This is a genomic window from Shewanella sp. YLB-07 (assembly GCF_009377275.1).
On record NZ_VOQB01000006.1, the window covers coordinates 235,850 to 252,817 of the forward strand.

Annotated in this window: 16 protein-coding genes and 3 tRNA genes; 7 read left to right on the forward strand and 12 right to left on the reverse strand. The window is 44.6% G+C overall.

Features of this window, described 5'->3' with window-relative positions:
* The first annotated feature begins 146 nt into the window (after window positions 1-146).
* Window positions 147-1,583 carry a glyceraldehyde-3-phosphate dehydrogenase gene (locus tag FS373_RS15105; protein WP_144046543.1) on the forward strand — a complete coding sequence of 479 codons (1,437 nt, stop codon included), beginning with the start codon at window positions 147-149 and terminating at the stop codon, window positions 1,581-1,583.
* A 196-nt stretch (window positions 1,584-1,779) separates the two neighbouring features.
* Here the strand turns inward: FS373_RS15105 and FS373_RS15110 are convergent, their stop codons facing one another.
* Window positions 1,780-3,081, reverse strand: a complete 1,302-nt coding sequence (locus FS373_RS15110; RefSeq protein WP_322619509.1) for a phosphatase PAP2 family protein — start codon at window positions 3,079-3,081, stop codon at window positions 1,780-1,782.
* A gap of 404 nt (window positions 3,082-3,485) precedes the next feature.
* On the opposite strand from FS373_RS15110, the gene FS373_RS15115 reads away from it, so the two are divergent.
* From FS373_RS15115 to FS373_RS15130, 4 genes are all read left to right on the forward strand, one after another.
* A tRNA-Gly gene (locus FS373_RS15115) sits at window positions 3,486-3,561 on the forward strand.
* A gap of 85 nt (window positions 3,562-3,646) precedes the next feature.
* Window positions 3,647-3,720: transfer RNA gene (locus FS373_RS15120), tRNA-Cys, on the forward strand.
* A gap of 82 nt (window positions 3,721-3,802) precedes the next feature.
* Window positions 3,803-3,888: transfer RNA gene (locus FS373_RS15125), tRNA-Leu, on the forward strand.
* Window positions 3,889-4,361: 473 nt separating this feature from the next.
* Complete coding sequence (locus FS373_RS15130) at window positions 4,362-5,555, forward strand: amino acid aminotransferase (RefSeq protein ID WP_144046544.1); 1,194 nt, start codon at window positions 4,362-4,364, stop codon at window positions 5,553-5,555.
* A gap of 83 nt (window positions 5,556-5,638) precedes the next feature.
* On the opposite strand, the gene yvcK is transcribed toward FS373_RS15130, so the two are convergent.
* Window positions 5,639-6,550: a uridine diphosphate-N-acetylglucosamine-binding protein YvcK gene (gene yvcK, locus FS373_RS15135; RefSeq protein ID WP_144046545.1), complete on the reverse strand. Its 912-nt coding sequence runs from the start codon at window positions 6,548-6,550 to the stop codon at window positions 5,639-5,641.
* A gap of 144 nt (window positions 6,551-6,694) precedes the next feature.
* Between yvcK and FS373_RS15140 the strand changes: the two genes are divergently transcribed.
* Entirely contained in the window at window positions 6,695-7,522 is an 828-nt protein-coding gene (locus FS373_RS15140) for a glucosaminidase domain-containing protein (protein ID WP_144046546.1), read from the forward strand.
* Window positions 7,500-8,126: a DUF2987 domain-containing protein gene (locus tag FS373_RS15145; RefSeq protein WP_144046547.1), complete on the forward strand. Its 627-nt coding sequence runs from the start codon at window positions 7,500-7,502 to the stop codon at window positions 8,124-8,126. Before FS373_RS15140 ends, FS373_RS15145 begins: the two co-directional genes overlap by 23 nt.
* A 106-nt stretch (window positions 8,127-8,232) precedes the next feature.
* Here FS373_RS15145 and ttcA read toward each other — a convergent pair whose 3' ends face one another.
* The 10 genes from ttcA to ccoO all read right to left on the reverse strand — a co-directional run bounded on the left by ttcA (window position 8,233) and on the right by ccoO (window position 16,960).
* The gene (gene ttcA, locus FS373_RS15150; RefSeq protein WP_144046548.1) at window positions 8,233-9,183 is read right to left on the reverse strand and encodes a tRNA 2-thiocytidine(32) synthetase TtcA; all 951 of its coding nucleotides are present in this window, start codon (window positions 9,181-9,183) and stop codon (window positions 8,233-8,235) included.
* 107 nt (window positions 9,184-9,290) lie between these two features.
* Complete coding sequence (gene uspE, locus FS373_RS15155; RefSeq protein ID WP_144046549.1) at window positions 9,291-10,223, reverse strand: universal stress protein UspE; 933 nt, start codon at window positions 10,221-10,223, stop codon at window positions 9,291-9,293.
* A gap of 162 nt (window positions 10,224-10,385) precedes the next feature.
* The gene (gene etrA, locus FS373_RS15160) at window positions 10,386-11,135 is read right to left on the reverse strand and encodes an electron transport transcriptional regulator EtrA (protein ID WP_144046550.1); all 750 of its coding nucleotides are present in this window, start codon (window positions 11,133-11,135) and stop codon (window positions 10,386-10,388) included.
* A 55-nt stretch (window positions 11,136-11,190) separates the two neighbouring features.
* Window positions 11,191-11,883, reverse strand: a complete 693-nt coding sequence (locus FS373_RS15165; protein ID WP_144046551.1) for a sulfite exporter TauE/SafE family protein — start codon at window positions 11,881-11,883, stop codon at window positions 11,191-11,193.
* Complete coding sequence (gene ccoS, locus FS373_RS15170; protein ID WP_144046552.1) at window positions 11,880-12,074, reverse strand: cbb3-type cytochrome oxidase assembly protein CcoS; 195 nt, start codon at window positions 12,072-12,074, stop codon at window positions 11,880-11,882. Before ccoS ends, FS373_RS15165 begins: the two co-directional genes overlap by 4 nt.
* Entirely contained in the window at window positions 12,071-14,458 is a 2,388-nt protein-coding gene (locus FS373_RS15175) for a heavy metal translocating P-type ATPase (RefSeq protein ID WP_152829770.1), read from the reverse strand. Before FS373_RS15175 ends, ccoS begins: the two co-directional genes overlap by 4 nt.
* Window positions 14,459-14,597: 139 nt before the next feature.
* Complete coding sequence (locus FS373_RS15180; RefSeq protein WP_144046554.1) at window positions 14,598-15,077, reverse strand: FixH family protein; 480 nt, start codon at window positions 15,075-15,077, stop codon at window positions 14,598-14,600.
* Window positions 15,078-15,187: 110 nt separating this feature from the next.
* The gene (ccoP, locus tag FS373_RS15185) at window positions 15,188-16,156 is read right to left on the reverse strand and encodes a cytochrome-c oxidase, cbb3-type subunit III (RefSeq protein WP_144048962.1); all 969 of its coding nucleotides are present in this window, start codon (window positions 16,154-16,156) and stop codon (window positions 15,188-15,190) included.
* Entirely contained in the window at window positions 16,156-16,320 is a 165-nt protein-coding gene (locus FS373_RS15190) for a cbb3-type cytochrome oxidase subunit 3 (RefSeq protein ID WP_144046555.1), read from the reverse strand. The genes ccoP and FS373_RS15190 overlap by 1 nt, the downstream gene beginning before the upstream one ends.
* Before the next feature lie 13 nt (window positions 16,321-16,333).
* Window positions 16,334-16,960, reverse strand: coding sequence for a cytochrome-c oxidase, cbb3-type subunit II (gene ccoO / locus FS373_RS15195; protein WP_077751443.1), 627 nt, complete (start codon window positions 16,958-16,960; stop codon window positions 16,334-16,336).
* Between the last annotated feature and the right edge of the window lie 8 nt (window positions 16,961-16,968).

The following is a 16,968-nucleotide window of genomic DNA, read 5'->3' on the forward strand; positions in this document are numbered from 1 at the left end:
TGCTAGCCTGAAAGGCTACTTTTCATTACAATAGCGCCGACCAATAGGGGATTATCCCCTATTATTAATTAGAGTATTGGTCTTTTCTTTTTGTTACTCAATCATTTCTGAAAATAAATCGGAAAAGTGAGATAAAGGATCTGTAAATGAGCGCTGATAAACACCTACAAAGCTGGCAAGAACGTTTCGAAATGGCAGAGGCTATGCAGCCTCTGCTTGGTAAATTATATCGTAATCAAGGTGTCGAAGTCGTTTTATACGGTAAGCCGCTACTCAATGCCTCTACCATTGAGATCATCAAGTCACACCGTCTGGTACGTCGTTTTGTTGGCTATAAACTGAGGTTGCGTGAAAGCTTTCCTTTTGTAGAAGCATTAAGCAAACTCGCCGTTAAACAGTGTAAAGTTGATATAGGCAAACTGGCTATCAACTATTGGCGTGAACATGACGATGCAAGTGATATAGAAGCCTATATGAGCCGTGAGCTGGCACCTGCTATCGATCATGATGATACTCAAGAAGCCAGAGATGTTGTGCTTTACGGCTTTGGTCGTATCGGTCGCCTACTTGCTCGCCTGTTAATAGAAAGAACCGGTGTAAGTAATAAACTTCGTCTTCGCGCCATCGTACTGCGTGGTGGTCGTAAGGGCGATTTAGAGAAGCGTGCCAGTCTGCTCAGACGCGATTCGGTTCATGGTCCATTCAATGGTTCTGTTGAAGTCGATGAAGAGAATAATGCCCTTATCGCGAATGGTACTTATATCCAGGTGATATATGCCAACTCTCCAGATGAAGTGGATTATACTAAGTACGGTATCAGCGATGCGTTAGTGGTAGATAACACTGGTATCTGGAAAGACGAAGATGGACTCGGTTTGCACCTAAAGTCTAAAGGCGTAGCTAAAGTCCTCCTTACCGCGCCGGCGAAAGGTCAGATCAAAAACATCGTTTTTGGTGTCAATGAGTCAGATATCCTCAGTGAAGATAAGATAGTGTCGGCGGCGAGCTGTACTACTAATGCGATCACCCCGATATTAAAAGCGATGAATGATAAGTATGGCATCACTAATGGCCATGTAGAAACCATTCACTCTTATACCAATGACCAGAACTTAATTGATAACTATCATAGCGCCGATCGTCGTGGACGTAGTGCACCATTAAACATGGTTATCACAGAAACTGGTGCCGCTAAAGCGGTTGCTAAAGCCTTACCAGCACTTGCAGGTAAGCTAACGGGTAACGCAATCCGCGTACCTACACCAAACGTGTCTATGGCTATCATCTCTTTGAACCTTGAAAGCGAGACAGATAAAGAGCAGGTAAATGAATACCTGCGTGACATGTCACTGCATTCAGAACTTCAAAATCAAATCGATTTTACTGAATCAACAGAGATAGTCTCATCTGATCTTGTCGGTTCACGTTATGCCGGAGTGGTCGATTCACACGCCACCATCGCTGACGGTAACCGTGCCATTCTTTATGTATGGTATGACAATGAGTTTGGCTACAGCTGTCAGGTTGTTGGTGTAATGCAGAAGATGCTTGAGCTTAACTATCAATCATTGCCAAACTGTTAATCAGATCACCTAGCGATTGATTAACGCTTAATGATAAAAAGCCTCGTTAATACGAGGCTTTTTTATTACTACTCAGTATTCCGTCCCGAGAAGAGTTTATACTCAAAATAAAGGCATCTAGTAGGTACCATTTTTTGTTGGGAGATTAATTAGCCTCTATTAAGAACTTTAATACATTAGCTTGCGCTGCTGGACTCTAGAACGAATATTTAACGTTAAAACCACTGTAATCAAGAACTAGGTCATTATTTATCTGTTTAGATTCCACTTGTTGTTCGAACCTGCCGACAACAATAGAAGCAGCCCAGCGATTATTGAACTTATAGCCAATGCTTGACCATATGTCTTGAGAATTCAAACTTGAAGAAGCAGTGAGTCTTAAGCCAATACTTGCAGATAGTTTATCTGTGAATTGGTATCCAACTTCTGTTGCCACAGATGGCGCGATAAAGAAGTTACTGGCCTCAGCTAAGTGCTCACCAACGACATAGTCCATTCTCATTGATAGCAAGCTCGTAGTTAGACCTGCACCAACATCAAGCTTCCAGTTGCTGTCCGGTAACAACTCAAACATATAATCAGCAGTGGCATTCCATAGACTATAAGCTACTACAATCTCATTGCCCGCAAGATATGTCTCATTTTTAAACTTCACGTCCTCCCTGTGTTCTTTCTGAGTTCTCGACTCATAAGGAGTGAATGAGAGATTCACATATTGGTTGTCTGCGATCCCAAAGGTGAAGTGAGAAGCTGCATAGGTGTTTGGTTCGTTCGCGCGTCCGAAGTAATACAGATCGAACGGATTATTCACGCCATCGTCAATAATGTTTCTTTTAGTACTTGAACCACCGATAAACAGTGAGTAACTATTACGGTAATCAGTGCTATCTCTAAGGTTGCTGTATCCGTCCCTTGGCTTTTTCTCTCGTCCAAATACATAACTAGCGTTAATCGCGAAACCATCTTTTGTCATCGAGGGGACAAACATTAAATCTGACTGATTGTAAGGGTCCGTAAAATAGAGACTAGTGAGCACTGAGATAGCACCGCCAGCCATGACATCATCCATAAAATGTCTGTTTGCGTGAACACGACTAAAGCCAACGAATGCAGCTGCGCCATATGCTGGAACAGCCCAAGCATCACCGTATCTATGATGCAGGTAAGCCGCGCCCGCGAACGCGGCAGAAGTATGGCCGGACGGGAAAGAGTTCGGCTGTGTACCGTCTGGTCTCATCTTTCTATACACGAATTTTAAGCCGTGGGTAATGGATGCAGAGGTTCCCAGCCCTTTAGTTAGCTGCCAAGCCCCTTCAGTATCTCCTATAGCGAGACTTCCTGCCATCGCACCAGCAGGGATAATAATCTGCATCCAGTCGCCTATTTCTGAAATAGTTCCGGTATTGGTTTGCAATATCTCGCTCTTGGCCATGACCGTGGTGCTGAATATGCACGCTGCGATCGCAACTGCCAGTGTGTGTTTTACAAATAGTGTCACCGGGAAATTCTCTTGGTTGTAAGTTGCCTAAACAGAAATGAATAGAGTGGGGGAGTTAGCAATGAATTGGTTTAACTAGTATTCTTTTGGGGTCAAAAATGGTTAGCCTTCAATATTATTTCTTGTCTGATCTTATTGCTCAATTTTTAACTCTGCCTTACTAGTACTTATAGTGATGGCTAGTGTTTTTAGCGCTTGATACTGCAAATTGAGCATTGAACAAACAGAATCCAGCTTAAATTTAACCACAATGATCGTTTTAACATCGGTCAGTTAAAAAAGCCCATTTTTAGTAAGTTTCTTGATTGACTATCACCAGTAAATCGGTAGAATGCCATTCCGCAGTCAAGGGAAAGCTTCTTAAGAAACAACTTGCTGCAAGTAAGATTAATAAATTGATGTAAGCGACATTAGCTCAGTTGGTAGAGCGATACCTTGCCAAGGTATAGGTCATCGGTTCGAACCCGATATGTCGCTCCAATCATCTAAACAAGATGTGTGGCATTAGCTCAGTTGACTCTTTACTGAAATCAACTGTGTATCTTACAAGAAGATAATACAAATTGGCGCGATGGCAGAATGGCTATGCTACGGATTGCAAATCCGTCTATCTCGGTTCGACTCCGGGTCGCGCCTCCATATTTAGATTCTGATGAGTGTTTTCTTTCGAGAGACACAGTATTAACTACCGATAATACGTATCATCAAAATCAACGAGTTTGCCCGAGTGGTGGAATCGGTAGACACAAGGGATTTAAAATCCCTCGCTTAATAGGCGTGCCGGTTCAAGTCCGGCCTCGGGTACCATCATTTCTCTATGAGAACTGGCAATGAGCCTCAACGAAAGTTGAGGCTTTTTTGTATCTACTGTTTGTAGATGATCCTGTTAATGGCTTTTAAAATTCCTCGCTACTCTTCCCTTCTTTTATAAGGAGCAGGGCACGTGCAGATTCAACTCTCTGTTTCAAAATCTGGCTCGAGTACCATATTTATTTGAGAACTGGCAATTAATCTCAACGACAGCTGGGGATTTTCGACTCTAGAATTCCAAAAGAATATTTGAAGTATGACGGAGTTCAAACACAATGATATGAATATAACGATCCTTAAAAAAACCACCTAAATAATCAATTTTATTCATATTATTCTTGATTTACTGCTTGTTACCCCAAATGAAAACGATTTATTCTACTAATATCAAAACTAGCTTTCGATGCCAGACTCACAATGGTATAAAGAGGCTCTACAATCCCCTACATCATCTTTTTAGGAAAGACGTCATGATATTTACTCAGGTTGAACTTGCTCCTGCCGATCCCATTTTAGGCCTCACCGATGCTTTTAAAGCAGATACAAGAACAGAGAAAGTAAATCTTGGGGTCGGCATTTATAAGGACGAGTCTGGTTCGACTCCAATACTTAAGTCGGTCAAACTTGCCGAAGAGAGATTACTTGTCACAGAGAAGAGCAAAAGTTATCTGGGCATCGAAGGCGTCGAGGCGTATAACCGTGTAGTACAAGAACTACTGTTTGGTGCCGAGCATGACGTCGTCAAAAATAAGCGAGCATTAACGGCTCAAGCACCAGGCGGCACAGGCTCGTTAAGAGTGGCCGCTGAGTTTTTAGTGCGTAACACAGAATCAAACACCATTTGGGTGAGTAACCCGACTTGGGCAAACCATCAGAATATTTTTAAATCTGCAGCACTCAAGATTGAACAGTATCGTTATTATAAGGCTGAAACTCACGGTAAAGATTTTGATGCCATGATTGCCGATCTCAAAACGGCAAAAGCGGGTGATCTGGTCTTATTACATGGCTGTTGTCATAACCCAACCGGCATAGACCTCATCGAAGCTGAATGGCACATCATAGCCGACCTCTGCCTTGAGCAAGGTTTAGTGCCATTATTCGATTTCGCCTATCAGGGCTTCGGTACTGGCGTAGAAGAAGATGCACAGGGCTTAAGAATTGTTGCCAACAAGGTACCAGAGCTTATCATAGCTAACTCTTTTTCTAAGAACTTTGGCCTGTATAACGAAAGAATTGGTGCCGTAACTGTAGTCGCCGAGAATCAGGCTGATGTCACTAAAGCTTTTAGCCAAGTAAAGAGCACTATCCGTGGTAACTACTCTAATCCACCGGCTCACGGCGCATTGATCGTCAGCACCATACTCGGTGATAGTGAATTAAAGACGCTTTGGCAAAGCGAGCTTAAAGAGATGCGTGAGCGTATCGCAAAAATGCGCGGCTTATTTGTCGAGACGCTTAAATCTGAAGGGGTTAAACAAGACTTTAGCTTTATCTCTACACAGAATGGTATGTTCAGTTTCTCTGGCTTAACCAAGGAGCAGGTGGCTAAACTTAAAGACGATCACGCCGTGTACATAGTGGGTTCCGGCCGCATCAGTGTCGCGGGCATGACCATTGAAAATATGCCGGTGATCTGTAAAGCCATTGCAGCCGTGCTGTAACTATTAACTAGCACAAAAATGTAGTTAAGTGGTATGTAATCAAAAAGGACAGCGAATGCTGTCCTTTTCTGCTCTTAGCCTTTCTATAAATCATTCTTCTCTATGTCTAGTTCAACCATACTAGCCAAAGCATCGGCAAGAGCCCTTTTGTCATGTAAACCCGCATGGTGTTTACTCACTAGCGGCCGATAAGAGATGATGCCATCCTGATAGCTTTCCTCTGAGTGGCATAAGATCTGATCCACGACTTTAAGCCCTAAGATCTGGTGGCACCAGTCTATTCTCTGCTGTAAAGAAAAGTCCGCAGAGGGTGAAGGCTCACGGGTCAAGTTATCGACTAAGATGACTTTAGCTTTCGATTGATTAAGGGCCGATGCAAATTTCGGTAATAATAAGGGCGGCATAATACTGGTGAGGAAACTGCCAGGTCCTAATATCACTAAATCAGCCTTTCTTACGGCCTCGCAAGCCTCATAGGTAGCAGTCACCATTGGCTCTAACGATAAGGCCATAGGATGAGTGTCCATGCCATCGACACTGGTTTCGCCAAAGACGCGATTACCACAAGCTTCGATTGCCACTAAGTGCGTAGGCTCTTCAGACATAGGGATCACTTTGGTCTCTATGTTAAGCAACTGCCTGATGAGATTGACCGCTTCTAATGGCCTGACACAGAGTTGATCTAAGGCAAGTAAAATAAGATTGCCCAGGTTATGTCCGCTCAATTCATTTTTCCCGGAAAATCGATACTCAAATAACAAAGAGCCGGTAGAAGGCTGGTTTGAAAGTTGAGATAAGCAGTTTCTAAGATCTCCCCAGGCGATACAATCCTGCTGTTGACGTAATCTCCCTGTCGATCCACCGTTGTCCGTAGTGGCGACGACCCCTGTGAGCTTAGCGCCTAGAAATGAAAGAGACGATAATACACGCCCCAGTCCATGGCCTCCGCCAACGGCGACTATGTTTTCAAATTGATTTAATTTGTTATTTTGCATCTGGGTTTTTCCTTCCTGAATACCCAACGAATATGCGCATCATAGGCTTAGGATTATAACTTACAACTAGAGTTTTGTGTGGGGTTTTGTCAATTAAGATATATGACATATAATTGCCGTCAGTTTTCGAAATAAGAGAGAAAAATGAAAACAGGTAGAATCGGAAAATTTACCGTATCCCTGAGTCTAGTGATTGTCATCTTGATTTTTTTAAGGCTTATCTTTATTAAAATTGACGATGCTGATAAGAGTACTCTTGGTAAATTAATTGAAAATGAACAGCCTTTGAGCCTGATCCCGGACTTTGAGTCTATTGCCAACGTGGCTCAAAAGAAGCAAGCCTTCTTCGATTATCTACGCCCGGCAATTCGACATCAAAACGCCATCATTTCAGATGAGCGACATTTTCTTTTACGAAGCTCACAGCATCTTGAAGATGGACTGAGCCTCACCGAAGCCGAGCATTACAGAATTGAAGAGATCGCCAATAAATATCAGTACTCGCCCAGAAGTATCAATCAAAAGACCCTTAGTGAGCTGCTGATCAGAGCCGACATCATCCCTGAGTCTATGGTACTCATACAAGCCGCTAATGAAACGGGTTGGGGCAGCTCTCGATTTGCCAAACAAGGGCTCAACTTCTTCGGCCAATGGTGTTTCAGGAAAGGCTGTGGACTCGTGCCTCAATCACGAACTGCCGGTAAAAGCCATGAAGTTGCAGTATTCGATTCCGTAGCAGACTCGGTGGCATCTTATATGAAAAACCTCAATTCCAATGCCGCGTATGCATTATTGAGATCTATTCGTGCAGATTTACGTGCCCAAGACAAACTTCCCGTTGCAGATCAGTTAGTATACGGATTAGTTAATTATTCCGAGCGACAGGAGGCATATATAGATGAACTCCTGGAGATGTTACGTCAAAACAAGCAGTATTTGGTGGAGAATCATGAAGAAAGGCCTTCTGTTTAGCTGTTTACTCGTTGCTGTTACTTCGGTACAAGCAGCACCAATATCAATACCGTACCAAGGTTTTTATCAAAGGCTTAAACAAGTTAATAAAGGGAACTATCCATTAATTGAGATCGCTTTTTCGGTGCCTGATAAATCCCGGTGCCTGATTAAAAGTGGCACACTCACCACGGAAAAAGAATCTTTTCCTCTGACTATCACAGAGGATCAGAGAATCTTCTTACCCTATGATGCTCGACTCAAGTCAGATAGGGCGTTAGTGAATTTGGATATTGAAGGCTCAGCGGATAATTGCAGTATCTCAATGCAAGTCAGGGCTAAGAACACCAAGCAGAGCTATAGCCAGAAAGAAGTACAAGAAATTCAGGCTGAGATGAACACTATGCTCAGCGATATGCAGGGGTTCCCTATGCGCTATTTTAGCCAAGATATTGCAGGGGTTAATTTTGAGTTTGAGCCTGATAGCAAGACATTGGTTTATATCGATGGTAAAGAGCAAATTGTTACCGACAAACTTAGGCTATCTAGCGAGCAGATAGACAAATTATCTGACATCAAATTTGACGCTAAGCCCCTGGTCATCAGTCCATGGACAAATGGTTAATAATATCAATCGGTATACTGTTTCAAATCAGGTAAACAGATAACAAAAATCCCGGACTAGTCCGGGATTTTTAGTTTTAGCGACGCAATTTAAAGCACGAATCGAATTAGGGAGTATAAGTACTCACGACGTTGATTTTCTGCTCTTTAGTGACTCTACTTGCAGCATCGAGATCGATATGGCCATTATTGGCCACATCGAGAAAATCGAAAGCTGGCAAGTCAGACTCGGCCACATCTCCTTTCAAAGGGGCATCAGCATCTCTTTGCAGTGCAAGGAAATCAAATTGCTCCCGGTCGACCCCCTGGGAAGGCGAAGTATTCTGCATCGCGGTAAAGATTGATTCTATTCGACCAGGATGATCTGCATCCCATTGCTCTAGCATGGCTTTAACCGATGCACGTTTCAGGTTTTCCTGAGAGCCGCAAAGATTGCACGGAATGATGGGAAATGATTTCAGTTCTGCATATTCGGCGATATCTTTCTCGCGCGAATAAGCCAGTGGCCTTATCACCATGTTAGCACCATCATCGGACAACAGCTTAGGCGGCATGGCTTTCTGTTTACCAGCATAAAACATGTTGAGGAACATGGTTTCTATGATGTCATCTCTGTGATGCCCTAAGGCTATTTTAGTCGCCCCGATTTTCTGAGCGAAACCATAGAGGGTGCCTCGACGGAGTCGTGAACACAAAGAGCAGGTCTTTTGCCCCTCAGGGATCTTAGATCTGACGATAGAGTAAGTGTCTTTCTCGAGGACATGGTAAGGGACATTGAGAGTATCAAGGTAATTGGGCAGCACTTCTTCAGGAAAACCTGGTTGCTTCTGATCTAAGTTAACCGCCACGATTTCAAACTTGATTGGTGCTCTCTGCTGAAGATTGAGCAAGATATCCAGCATAGCGTAGCTGTCTTTGCCCCCAGAGAGACAACACATCACGCGATCACCTTCTTCTATCATCTGATAGTCAGATATCGCCTTACCCACTTCGCTACGTAGTTTCCTTTGTAGCTTACTCATGCGGGTGAGCTGTGTTTTTGAGAGAATGTCGGACATAAAAAACGCGCCTAATTACACTTGAATTCTGGGCGCGTATTATATAGTAAAATGAGCAGATTTAGAACCAAGCTGACCGACTTCTTACTCTGACATAACTGCTCGACTTAGTCTTTCTCTAAGGGGGAGCGGTAACCATCGGGTTTAATTGCCAACAGATCACAGTTAATGCTGTCGATAACGTGCTCGGCAGTATTACCAATCAGAGCCGCTGAAAAACCGGTACGGCCTACAGTGCCTAAAATCACTAACTCAGCATCTATCTGCTGGGCGATATCAGGAATAACATCTTCAGGAAGACCTTCTTTAACATGACAAAAATCACTGGAAATATCGAAACTGTTTGCCAGGTAGCTGATTCTTTGCTCATGCTGCATCCGAATCGTTTCTCCATAGGTATGGGCATCGAAATCGGGGAGCTCTATGGCAAGATTAACCGGTGTTCCCGGATAACCGTTAACAAGATGTACTTGTGCATCAAATTGCTTTGCCAGGTCTTTGGCATACTCGATGATCTTGCCGTTGAGTGTCTGATGATCATCATCTTCAGAGCCCACATTGACGGCGCAGAGTATTTTACCTGCAACAGGCCAAGCATGATCTTTAACTAATAGCACAGGTACCGGGGATTTACGCATCAGATGCCAGTCGGTAGGCGTGAAAATGACAGATTTAAGCTTATCGTGAAGATGTGTTCCTTTCACTATAATGTCGAAATTGCCCGAGATAGCAAATTGAATAATGCTCTCGAAGGGACGATTATGCCAAATCACTTCACTTTCGATCTGCACTTTTTCGTTGGTATAGCCAATTAGCAGCTCTTCTAACCAAGCCTGACGTTGAGATATGACTCCTTGGCGCATCGCTTCTCGCTCGTGACCCGAAAGAATCGAGGTCATCTCATAAGAAAAATCAAAGATAGAGAGAAACACCGTAATATCGGCACTATTAGGAGAGGCTAGCTCGATGGCTCTGGCGAGAGCCGGTTGTACATCACTTGTTGGATCGATAACAACTAAGAGTTTCTTTAAATCCTTCATAGTCACTCCTTAATTCAGACAATGAATTAATAATGAGCTAAAGAGAACAAAATGCAATGATTTTAATCACAATTTGGCTAAATTGTTGGTATTAAACTAAATAGTAAAATGTAGGCGAGGAGATGGGTAACCTGAAAAGTGGGCCGGGTTACCCGATATCGTTTATCTTGCGATGGCGTGATTGCCGGCTAGCTCAGCTAGCGCGTCGAAATTGATGATGGTGATGTACTTACCTTTGACTTCTATCAGTTCAGCTTTTTGAAAGCGACCCAGTAAACGGCTAATGGTCTCAACGGTCAGGCCTAAGTAGTTACCGATATCACCACGAGTCATGGTTAATCTAAACTCTTTAGGTGAGAAGCCGCGGCTGCCGAAACGATTGGCTAGATTACTGATAAAGGCGGCGAGACGCTCTTCGGCATTTTTCTTACTCAGTAAGAGTATCATCTCCTGATCGCTCTGGATCTCATGACTCATCAAACGCATCACTTGTTGCCTCAACTTAGGCATGGTACCTGTGAGTTCATCCAAGGTGCCGTAAGGGATCTCACACACCATAGAGGTTTCTAAGGCTTGAGCAAAACTTTGATGCTGTTGGGAGTGGATGCCGTCGAAACCTATGACATCACCAGCCAGATGGAAACCAGTGATCTGTTCATCACCTTGCTCTGTGATAGTAAAGCTTTTGACCGTACCGGAGCGAATAGCGAATAGCGACTTTAATGGGTCACCTGACTTGAAAATCTGTTCACCTTTTTGAATCGGCTTCTTTCTTTCGATAACTTCATCGAGCTGATCGAGTTCGTTGCTATTGAGAGTAAAAGGAATACACAAGTCTGCCATACTACAGTCATGGCAATGGATGGCACCTCCAGGCACTGACGAACGACGACTCTTACTATTATCTGTCATAGTGTTTCTCAAATGTCACAATTAGTCCTATATTAAACTAATTTAATAAACTCAGCTAGCGAAGCTGGGCAATTGCAATGTATAAAGTTTGTAAACCAAACAGCACTAAGATCAAGCCACTGATCAATCTGACGGCTCGGTTCTGTACCCAGCGGCCAAACAGATTTGCCGCCATGCCGACACTTAAGAGTGCCGGTAAGGTACCAAGCCCAAACGCCGCCATTATCATAGCGCCTTGCTGAGCAGAGTTAGCCGCAACAGCCCAAGTTAACGTGCTGTAGACCAGGCCACAAGGAAGCCAGCCCCACAACATACCACCGACAAACGCCTGGGGCATAGTTTGAATGGGCAAAATCCGTTTAGCTAGGGGGGAGAGGAAGCGCCAGAGGTACTTGCCAACACGCTCAATTTGCACCACACCGGACCAAATTTTAGCTATGTAGAGACCCGTGGCTATCATCATTAAGCCTGCTATCACTCTTAGAGTGATCAGGTACAGATCAATATCGAACAGTAGCGCTAATGCACTGGCAGAGCCACCGACCAAGGCGCCAGCCAAGGCGTAGCTCAAAATGCGACCCAAATTATAACTAAGCATGAAGCGTAGCTGAGATACAAATTGGCTTTGGTGCCTCGACTTAGGTAACTGAGATGAAAAAGCGCCGATAAGACCGCCACACATGCCAATACAATGACCCGCTCCCATCAAACCGACGAGGAAAGCGCCGGTAACATTGTAATCAATCAAGAGGATGTGGAGTCTTTAGATTCACTGTTTTTAGTCTCAGTATTTACAGGCTTATCATCATCGAACAGTATCGATACGCTCTGTCTATCGAGATCATCAAATTGTTCGGATTTAACCGCCCAGAAAAAAATGCCGATGGCGATCAAGACAAACAGCATGGCGATAGGGATTAATACATAGATAATACTCATAAACGAACCTTTAATAATCTGAGACTGTTGCCCACAACGATAAGAGAACTCGCGGACATACCAAGCGCGGCAACATAAGGTAAGACATGTCCTGTTACGGCGAGGGGAATTATAAACAGGTTATAACCCAGCGCCCAGAATAAATTTTGTTTAATGATCCTGTCAGCTAACTTAGCGACCTTGACAGCATCCGTATAACGAGAGAGTTTATCGCCTAATAAGATAAGATCGGCCGAGCTTTTCGTTACCGCGGCGCCACTGCCCATGGCAATGGAGAGATTAGCCCCGGCTAGCACGGGAGCATCATTGATACCGTCGCCGAACATGGCCACATTCGACCGGGTCTGATACTGACGAACCAGTTGCAGCTTACCTTCCGGACTCAGGCCCTTGTTGACATCGTCAATGCCTATCTTATTCGCTACCTCTTCCACATGATTCGACGAATCTCCGCTAGCAATAGAAACTCGACAGCCATTCTCTTTTAACTGCTTAACGGTTTCGGCGGCATCGCCTCGAATGGCATCGACTAACAAAAATTTCGCCAAGATTTGTGACTCATCGACCAGGTAAATAGCTTGCTTGGTGCTATCAGTGATATCAGTAGTACCAACAAATGCGGCGCTGCCAATTCGGTATTTCAGACCATTGATTTCACCGCTGAGCCCTTGTCCGATATGGTTTTTACTCTGCATAACACGCAAGTTTGGATCACGGTATGACTCGAAAGCTTTTGCTATGGGATGCTGTGAGTTCGCTTCTAGGCATGCGGCAATAGCGAGGACCTGCTTCTCATCCGTAGCGGTGAGAAGCTTGGTTGATTCTATCTTTAGGTTGCCGCAGGTGAGGGTGCCTGTTTTATCGAATACCACATGCTGGATCTGAGTCAGCTTCTCAAATACTCCGGGGGTTCTTGCTATCACGCCGATGCGGGTAAAGATCCCTGTCGCACAGGTAACAGCAGTGGGAGTAGCAAGAGCTAAGGCGCAAGGGCAAGTGGCAACCAACACCGACAATGTGACCCAGAAAGCATCTTCAGGCCAATAGATTTTCCACACCACATAGGTCAGTGCGGCAACGACTAAAATGGTCCAGGTAAAATAGTTTGAGATGCTATCCACATAACGTGCGACTTTTGGCTTGTTGTTAGATGCCGCCTCCTGTAGGCGGATGATTTCAGCGACCAATTGTTCCTGACCGACTGCAGTCACTTCGACCCTGATAGGCTGCTCGACATTGATAGTGCCCGCATAGACTTCGCAGCTTAGAGACTTGCATACTGGCATCTGCTCGCCGGTGAGCATGGCCTCATTGAGACTAGAACAGCCATCGACAATAAGACCATCGGCAGCAACCACTTCACCAGGTTTGACTAAGATGATATCGCCGACCTTGAGTCCCTTAGCCGGAATATCCTTAGCACCGCCTTCTGTGATCAAGTGTGCGGTTAACGGCACTAGCTTATGTAAGTTACTCGAGCTTACCGAGGCTTTTTGGCGTGCATTTTGTTCAAAATATCGCCCCAAAAGCAAGAAAAAGGTAAACATGCTCACGGACTCGAAATACACTTCACCATTGGCGTTAATAGTCGCGATGCAACTGGCAATATAAGCCCCTAAGATGGCGATTGAAACCGAGACATCCATATTGAGCCTGCCACTAAATATGGAGCGGATGGCACTGAAATAGAAGGGCTGTGCCGAATAGAAGACCACAGGTGCGGCAAAGATAAGGCTAACCCAACGGAAATAATCACGAAACTCGACGTCGAGATCGGTGAAGTAACCTGCATAGAGGGCGAGGGCGAACATCATCACCTGCATGGTGGCAAAGCCAGCCAAACCTAGCCTTAGCAGGTATTGCCGACTATTTTTCTTGCTGAGTAATTCTTGTTCGTCCACCTGATAGGGGGCGGCTTGATAACCAATGGCGCTGATTTGATTGAGAATGGCACTGAGCTTTATCTTTTCTGGTAACCAGGTAACCAGAGCACGCTCGGTAGTGCTGTTAACCTGGATTTTGATGATACCCTCCACATGCTTAAGCTTATGCTCAATAAGCCAGGCACAGGCGGCGCAGGTGATGCCGTCTATCGACAATGACACCGTCGATGTATCACTCTCCTTATGGACAAAATCTTCCTGTACTTCGGCGAGGTCGAATGCACAGAAGCTGCTGAGTTCTTCGGGCACTATGGCATTTTGTTTGCTACCGGGCTCGGTACGGAATTTATAATAGTTGGTTAACCCCGCATCTATGATCGCCTTAGAGACAGCCTGACACCCGGGACAACACATAGGCTGTTCTTTATCATTAATACAGGTAGTGAATTGTGTATCCGTTAATACCGGCTCTCCACAATGGAAACAATCGAGGGGATTCATAATCACTGCCATTAACCTGCTTCAATGTACAATCATCAAGTCGAATTCAATCATGTACAGAGTCGACTTGGTTCTTATTGATAATTATTCATGCAAATGAACCGGCCTTTGCCGGCTCATTTGATTACGCCTGACGAATCTAGTTTAACCAATATTGACCGTCATCGGTTATTTCGAGTCGTTTCTGGATACGCCATTTACGGTCATAGCCGTCGAGTCTCACTTCCCAACTACCTGTGATAGGTTGCTCGAGTGCAATCCGATAAATCTGATTGCCATCTGCAGTCACGACTTGGGTAAAATCACGTGCTTTGATGGTGGGGTGAAAAAACTCGACATTCATCGCGGCCAGATAAGGCTCACCACCATGCTGTGTGATGGTTAACGTGTTGTCATCCACTATCATCTCGAACTGCAGTCCGAGTTGCTTAGCATACTTGATTTTCTTCAGATCCCTATTGATGCGCTTACCATCTTTATAATAATCTTCAGACACCAAGGAATCTTTGTTGACGACGGCAAGGTAGAGCAAGTTGACGCTCGCCACGACAGCGCAGAGGGGTAAAATAATTAAGAACCAAGGCCAGAACTGCTTATACCAGGGTTGTTGCTTGTTCATCTGTCATACCTATTAAAATAATTGATAATATTTTACCGTGAAAGGTGTGATATAGCACTCTAAAAAAAAGGCCCCGATGAGATCGAGGCCTTTATGTTACTTAGATGTAACTACTTGTTTGATAAGCTATATACATAAGCTGTGATAACGTGAACTTTCTCTTCACCCAACACATCTTTCCAAGCCGGCATCACCCCACTTCGACCATTCTTAATGGTCTCTTGGATTACGCCACGGCTTCCGCCGTATAGCCACATGTTGTTAGCAAGATTAGGTGCACCCATCATCTTATTACCGGTGCCATCCATACCATGACAGGCGAAACAGCCCTTCATGAATGAACCTTGACCCTGAGCCGCAAGCGCCTCATCGTGATCACGACCCGATAACTTAACTACGTATTCAGCTAAACCTTTAATTTCGCTGTCTTCGATAGGTAAACCACCTTTAGGTGGCATCATGCCATGACGACCATTCATGATAGTGGTCTTAATCGTGGCTAACTCGCCACCATATAACCAATCACCGTCAGTCAAGTTAGGAAAGCCTTTACTGCCGCGAGCATCACTACCGTGACACTGTGAGCAGTTTTGTAAGAACAAACGACCACCAACTTTCAGTGCTTCTTCGTTGTGAACCAGCTCATCCAGAGGCGTATCAGCATATGCCTTGAAGATAGGGCCATACTTTGCATCGGCACGCATCACTTCTTGATCATACTGAACCCAACGACCTTCGTCCTTAGCCAAGGCAATAGCGGCTTCAGAATCGGCCTTAATGCCGTTCACTGTGCCTATGCTTTGGTTAGAGCTACTCCAGCCAAGGAAACCTTTGAAGTTACCCAGACCCGGATAAAGGGCCAGATAAATCAAGGCAAAGACGATAGAGATATAGAACATATAACTCCACCATTTTGGCAGTGGGTTATTCAGCTCTTCAATACCGTCGAAGTTGTGGCCCATCGACTTGCCTTCTTCAACACCTGTGTAGTTTTTAGAAACGGCTCTTAATAAAAAGAAACAGCCTGCGATCACAACCAATGTCAGGACTGTGATCCAAATACTCCAGAAAGTACTCATCACTTATTCTCTCCTGACTTTGTGTTCGTCTCATCTTCAAACACAAGATTAGCCGCTTCGTCGAATTGATCCTTACGACGCGAGCTATAAGCCCATGCAAATATACCCAGGAAGGTAAACATCACAACGATCGTGATTATGCCTTGTATAATTCCGTAATCCATATCATACCTCCTATTATTTCAGTGCATGTCCTAGGGACTGCAGATAGGCGATCAGTGCTTGCATCTCAGTCTTACCTTCGACGGCAGCTTTTGCTCCAGCTAACTCCTCATCGGTGTAAAGGTCATTACCCTTATAGCCACCTTTGTGGAAGTTGAGTAGAATTTCCATCTTCTTTCTGGTCAATTCGCCATCTAGCTTGTTCTCGGCTAACCAAGGGAAACCAGGCATATTCGACTGAGGCACCACGGCGCGAGGATCGATCAAGTGAACTTCGTGCCACTTGTCGCTGTAACGACCGCCAACACGGGCAAGATCCGGTCCAGTACGCTTAGAGCCCCACTGGAAAGGGTGATCCCATACAGATTCGCCAGCAACCGAGTAGTGACCATAACGCTCGGTCTCGGCGCGCAGTGGACGGATCATCTGGCTGTGACAGTTATAACAACCTTCACGGACATAGATATCACGACCTTCGATCTGCAACGCTGTGTAAGGAATCAAACCATCAACAGGCTCGGTAGTGTCTTTCTGAAACAGCAGGGGAGTTATCTGAACCAAACCACCAAAACTAATGGCGATGACGGTGAAGATACCTAACAGACCGATGTTTTTCTCGACTAACTCATGATTAAATTTCATCTGATCTA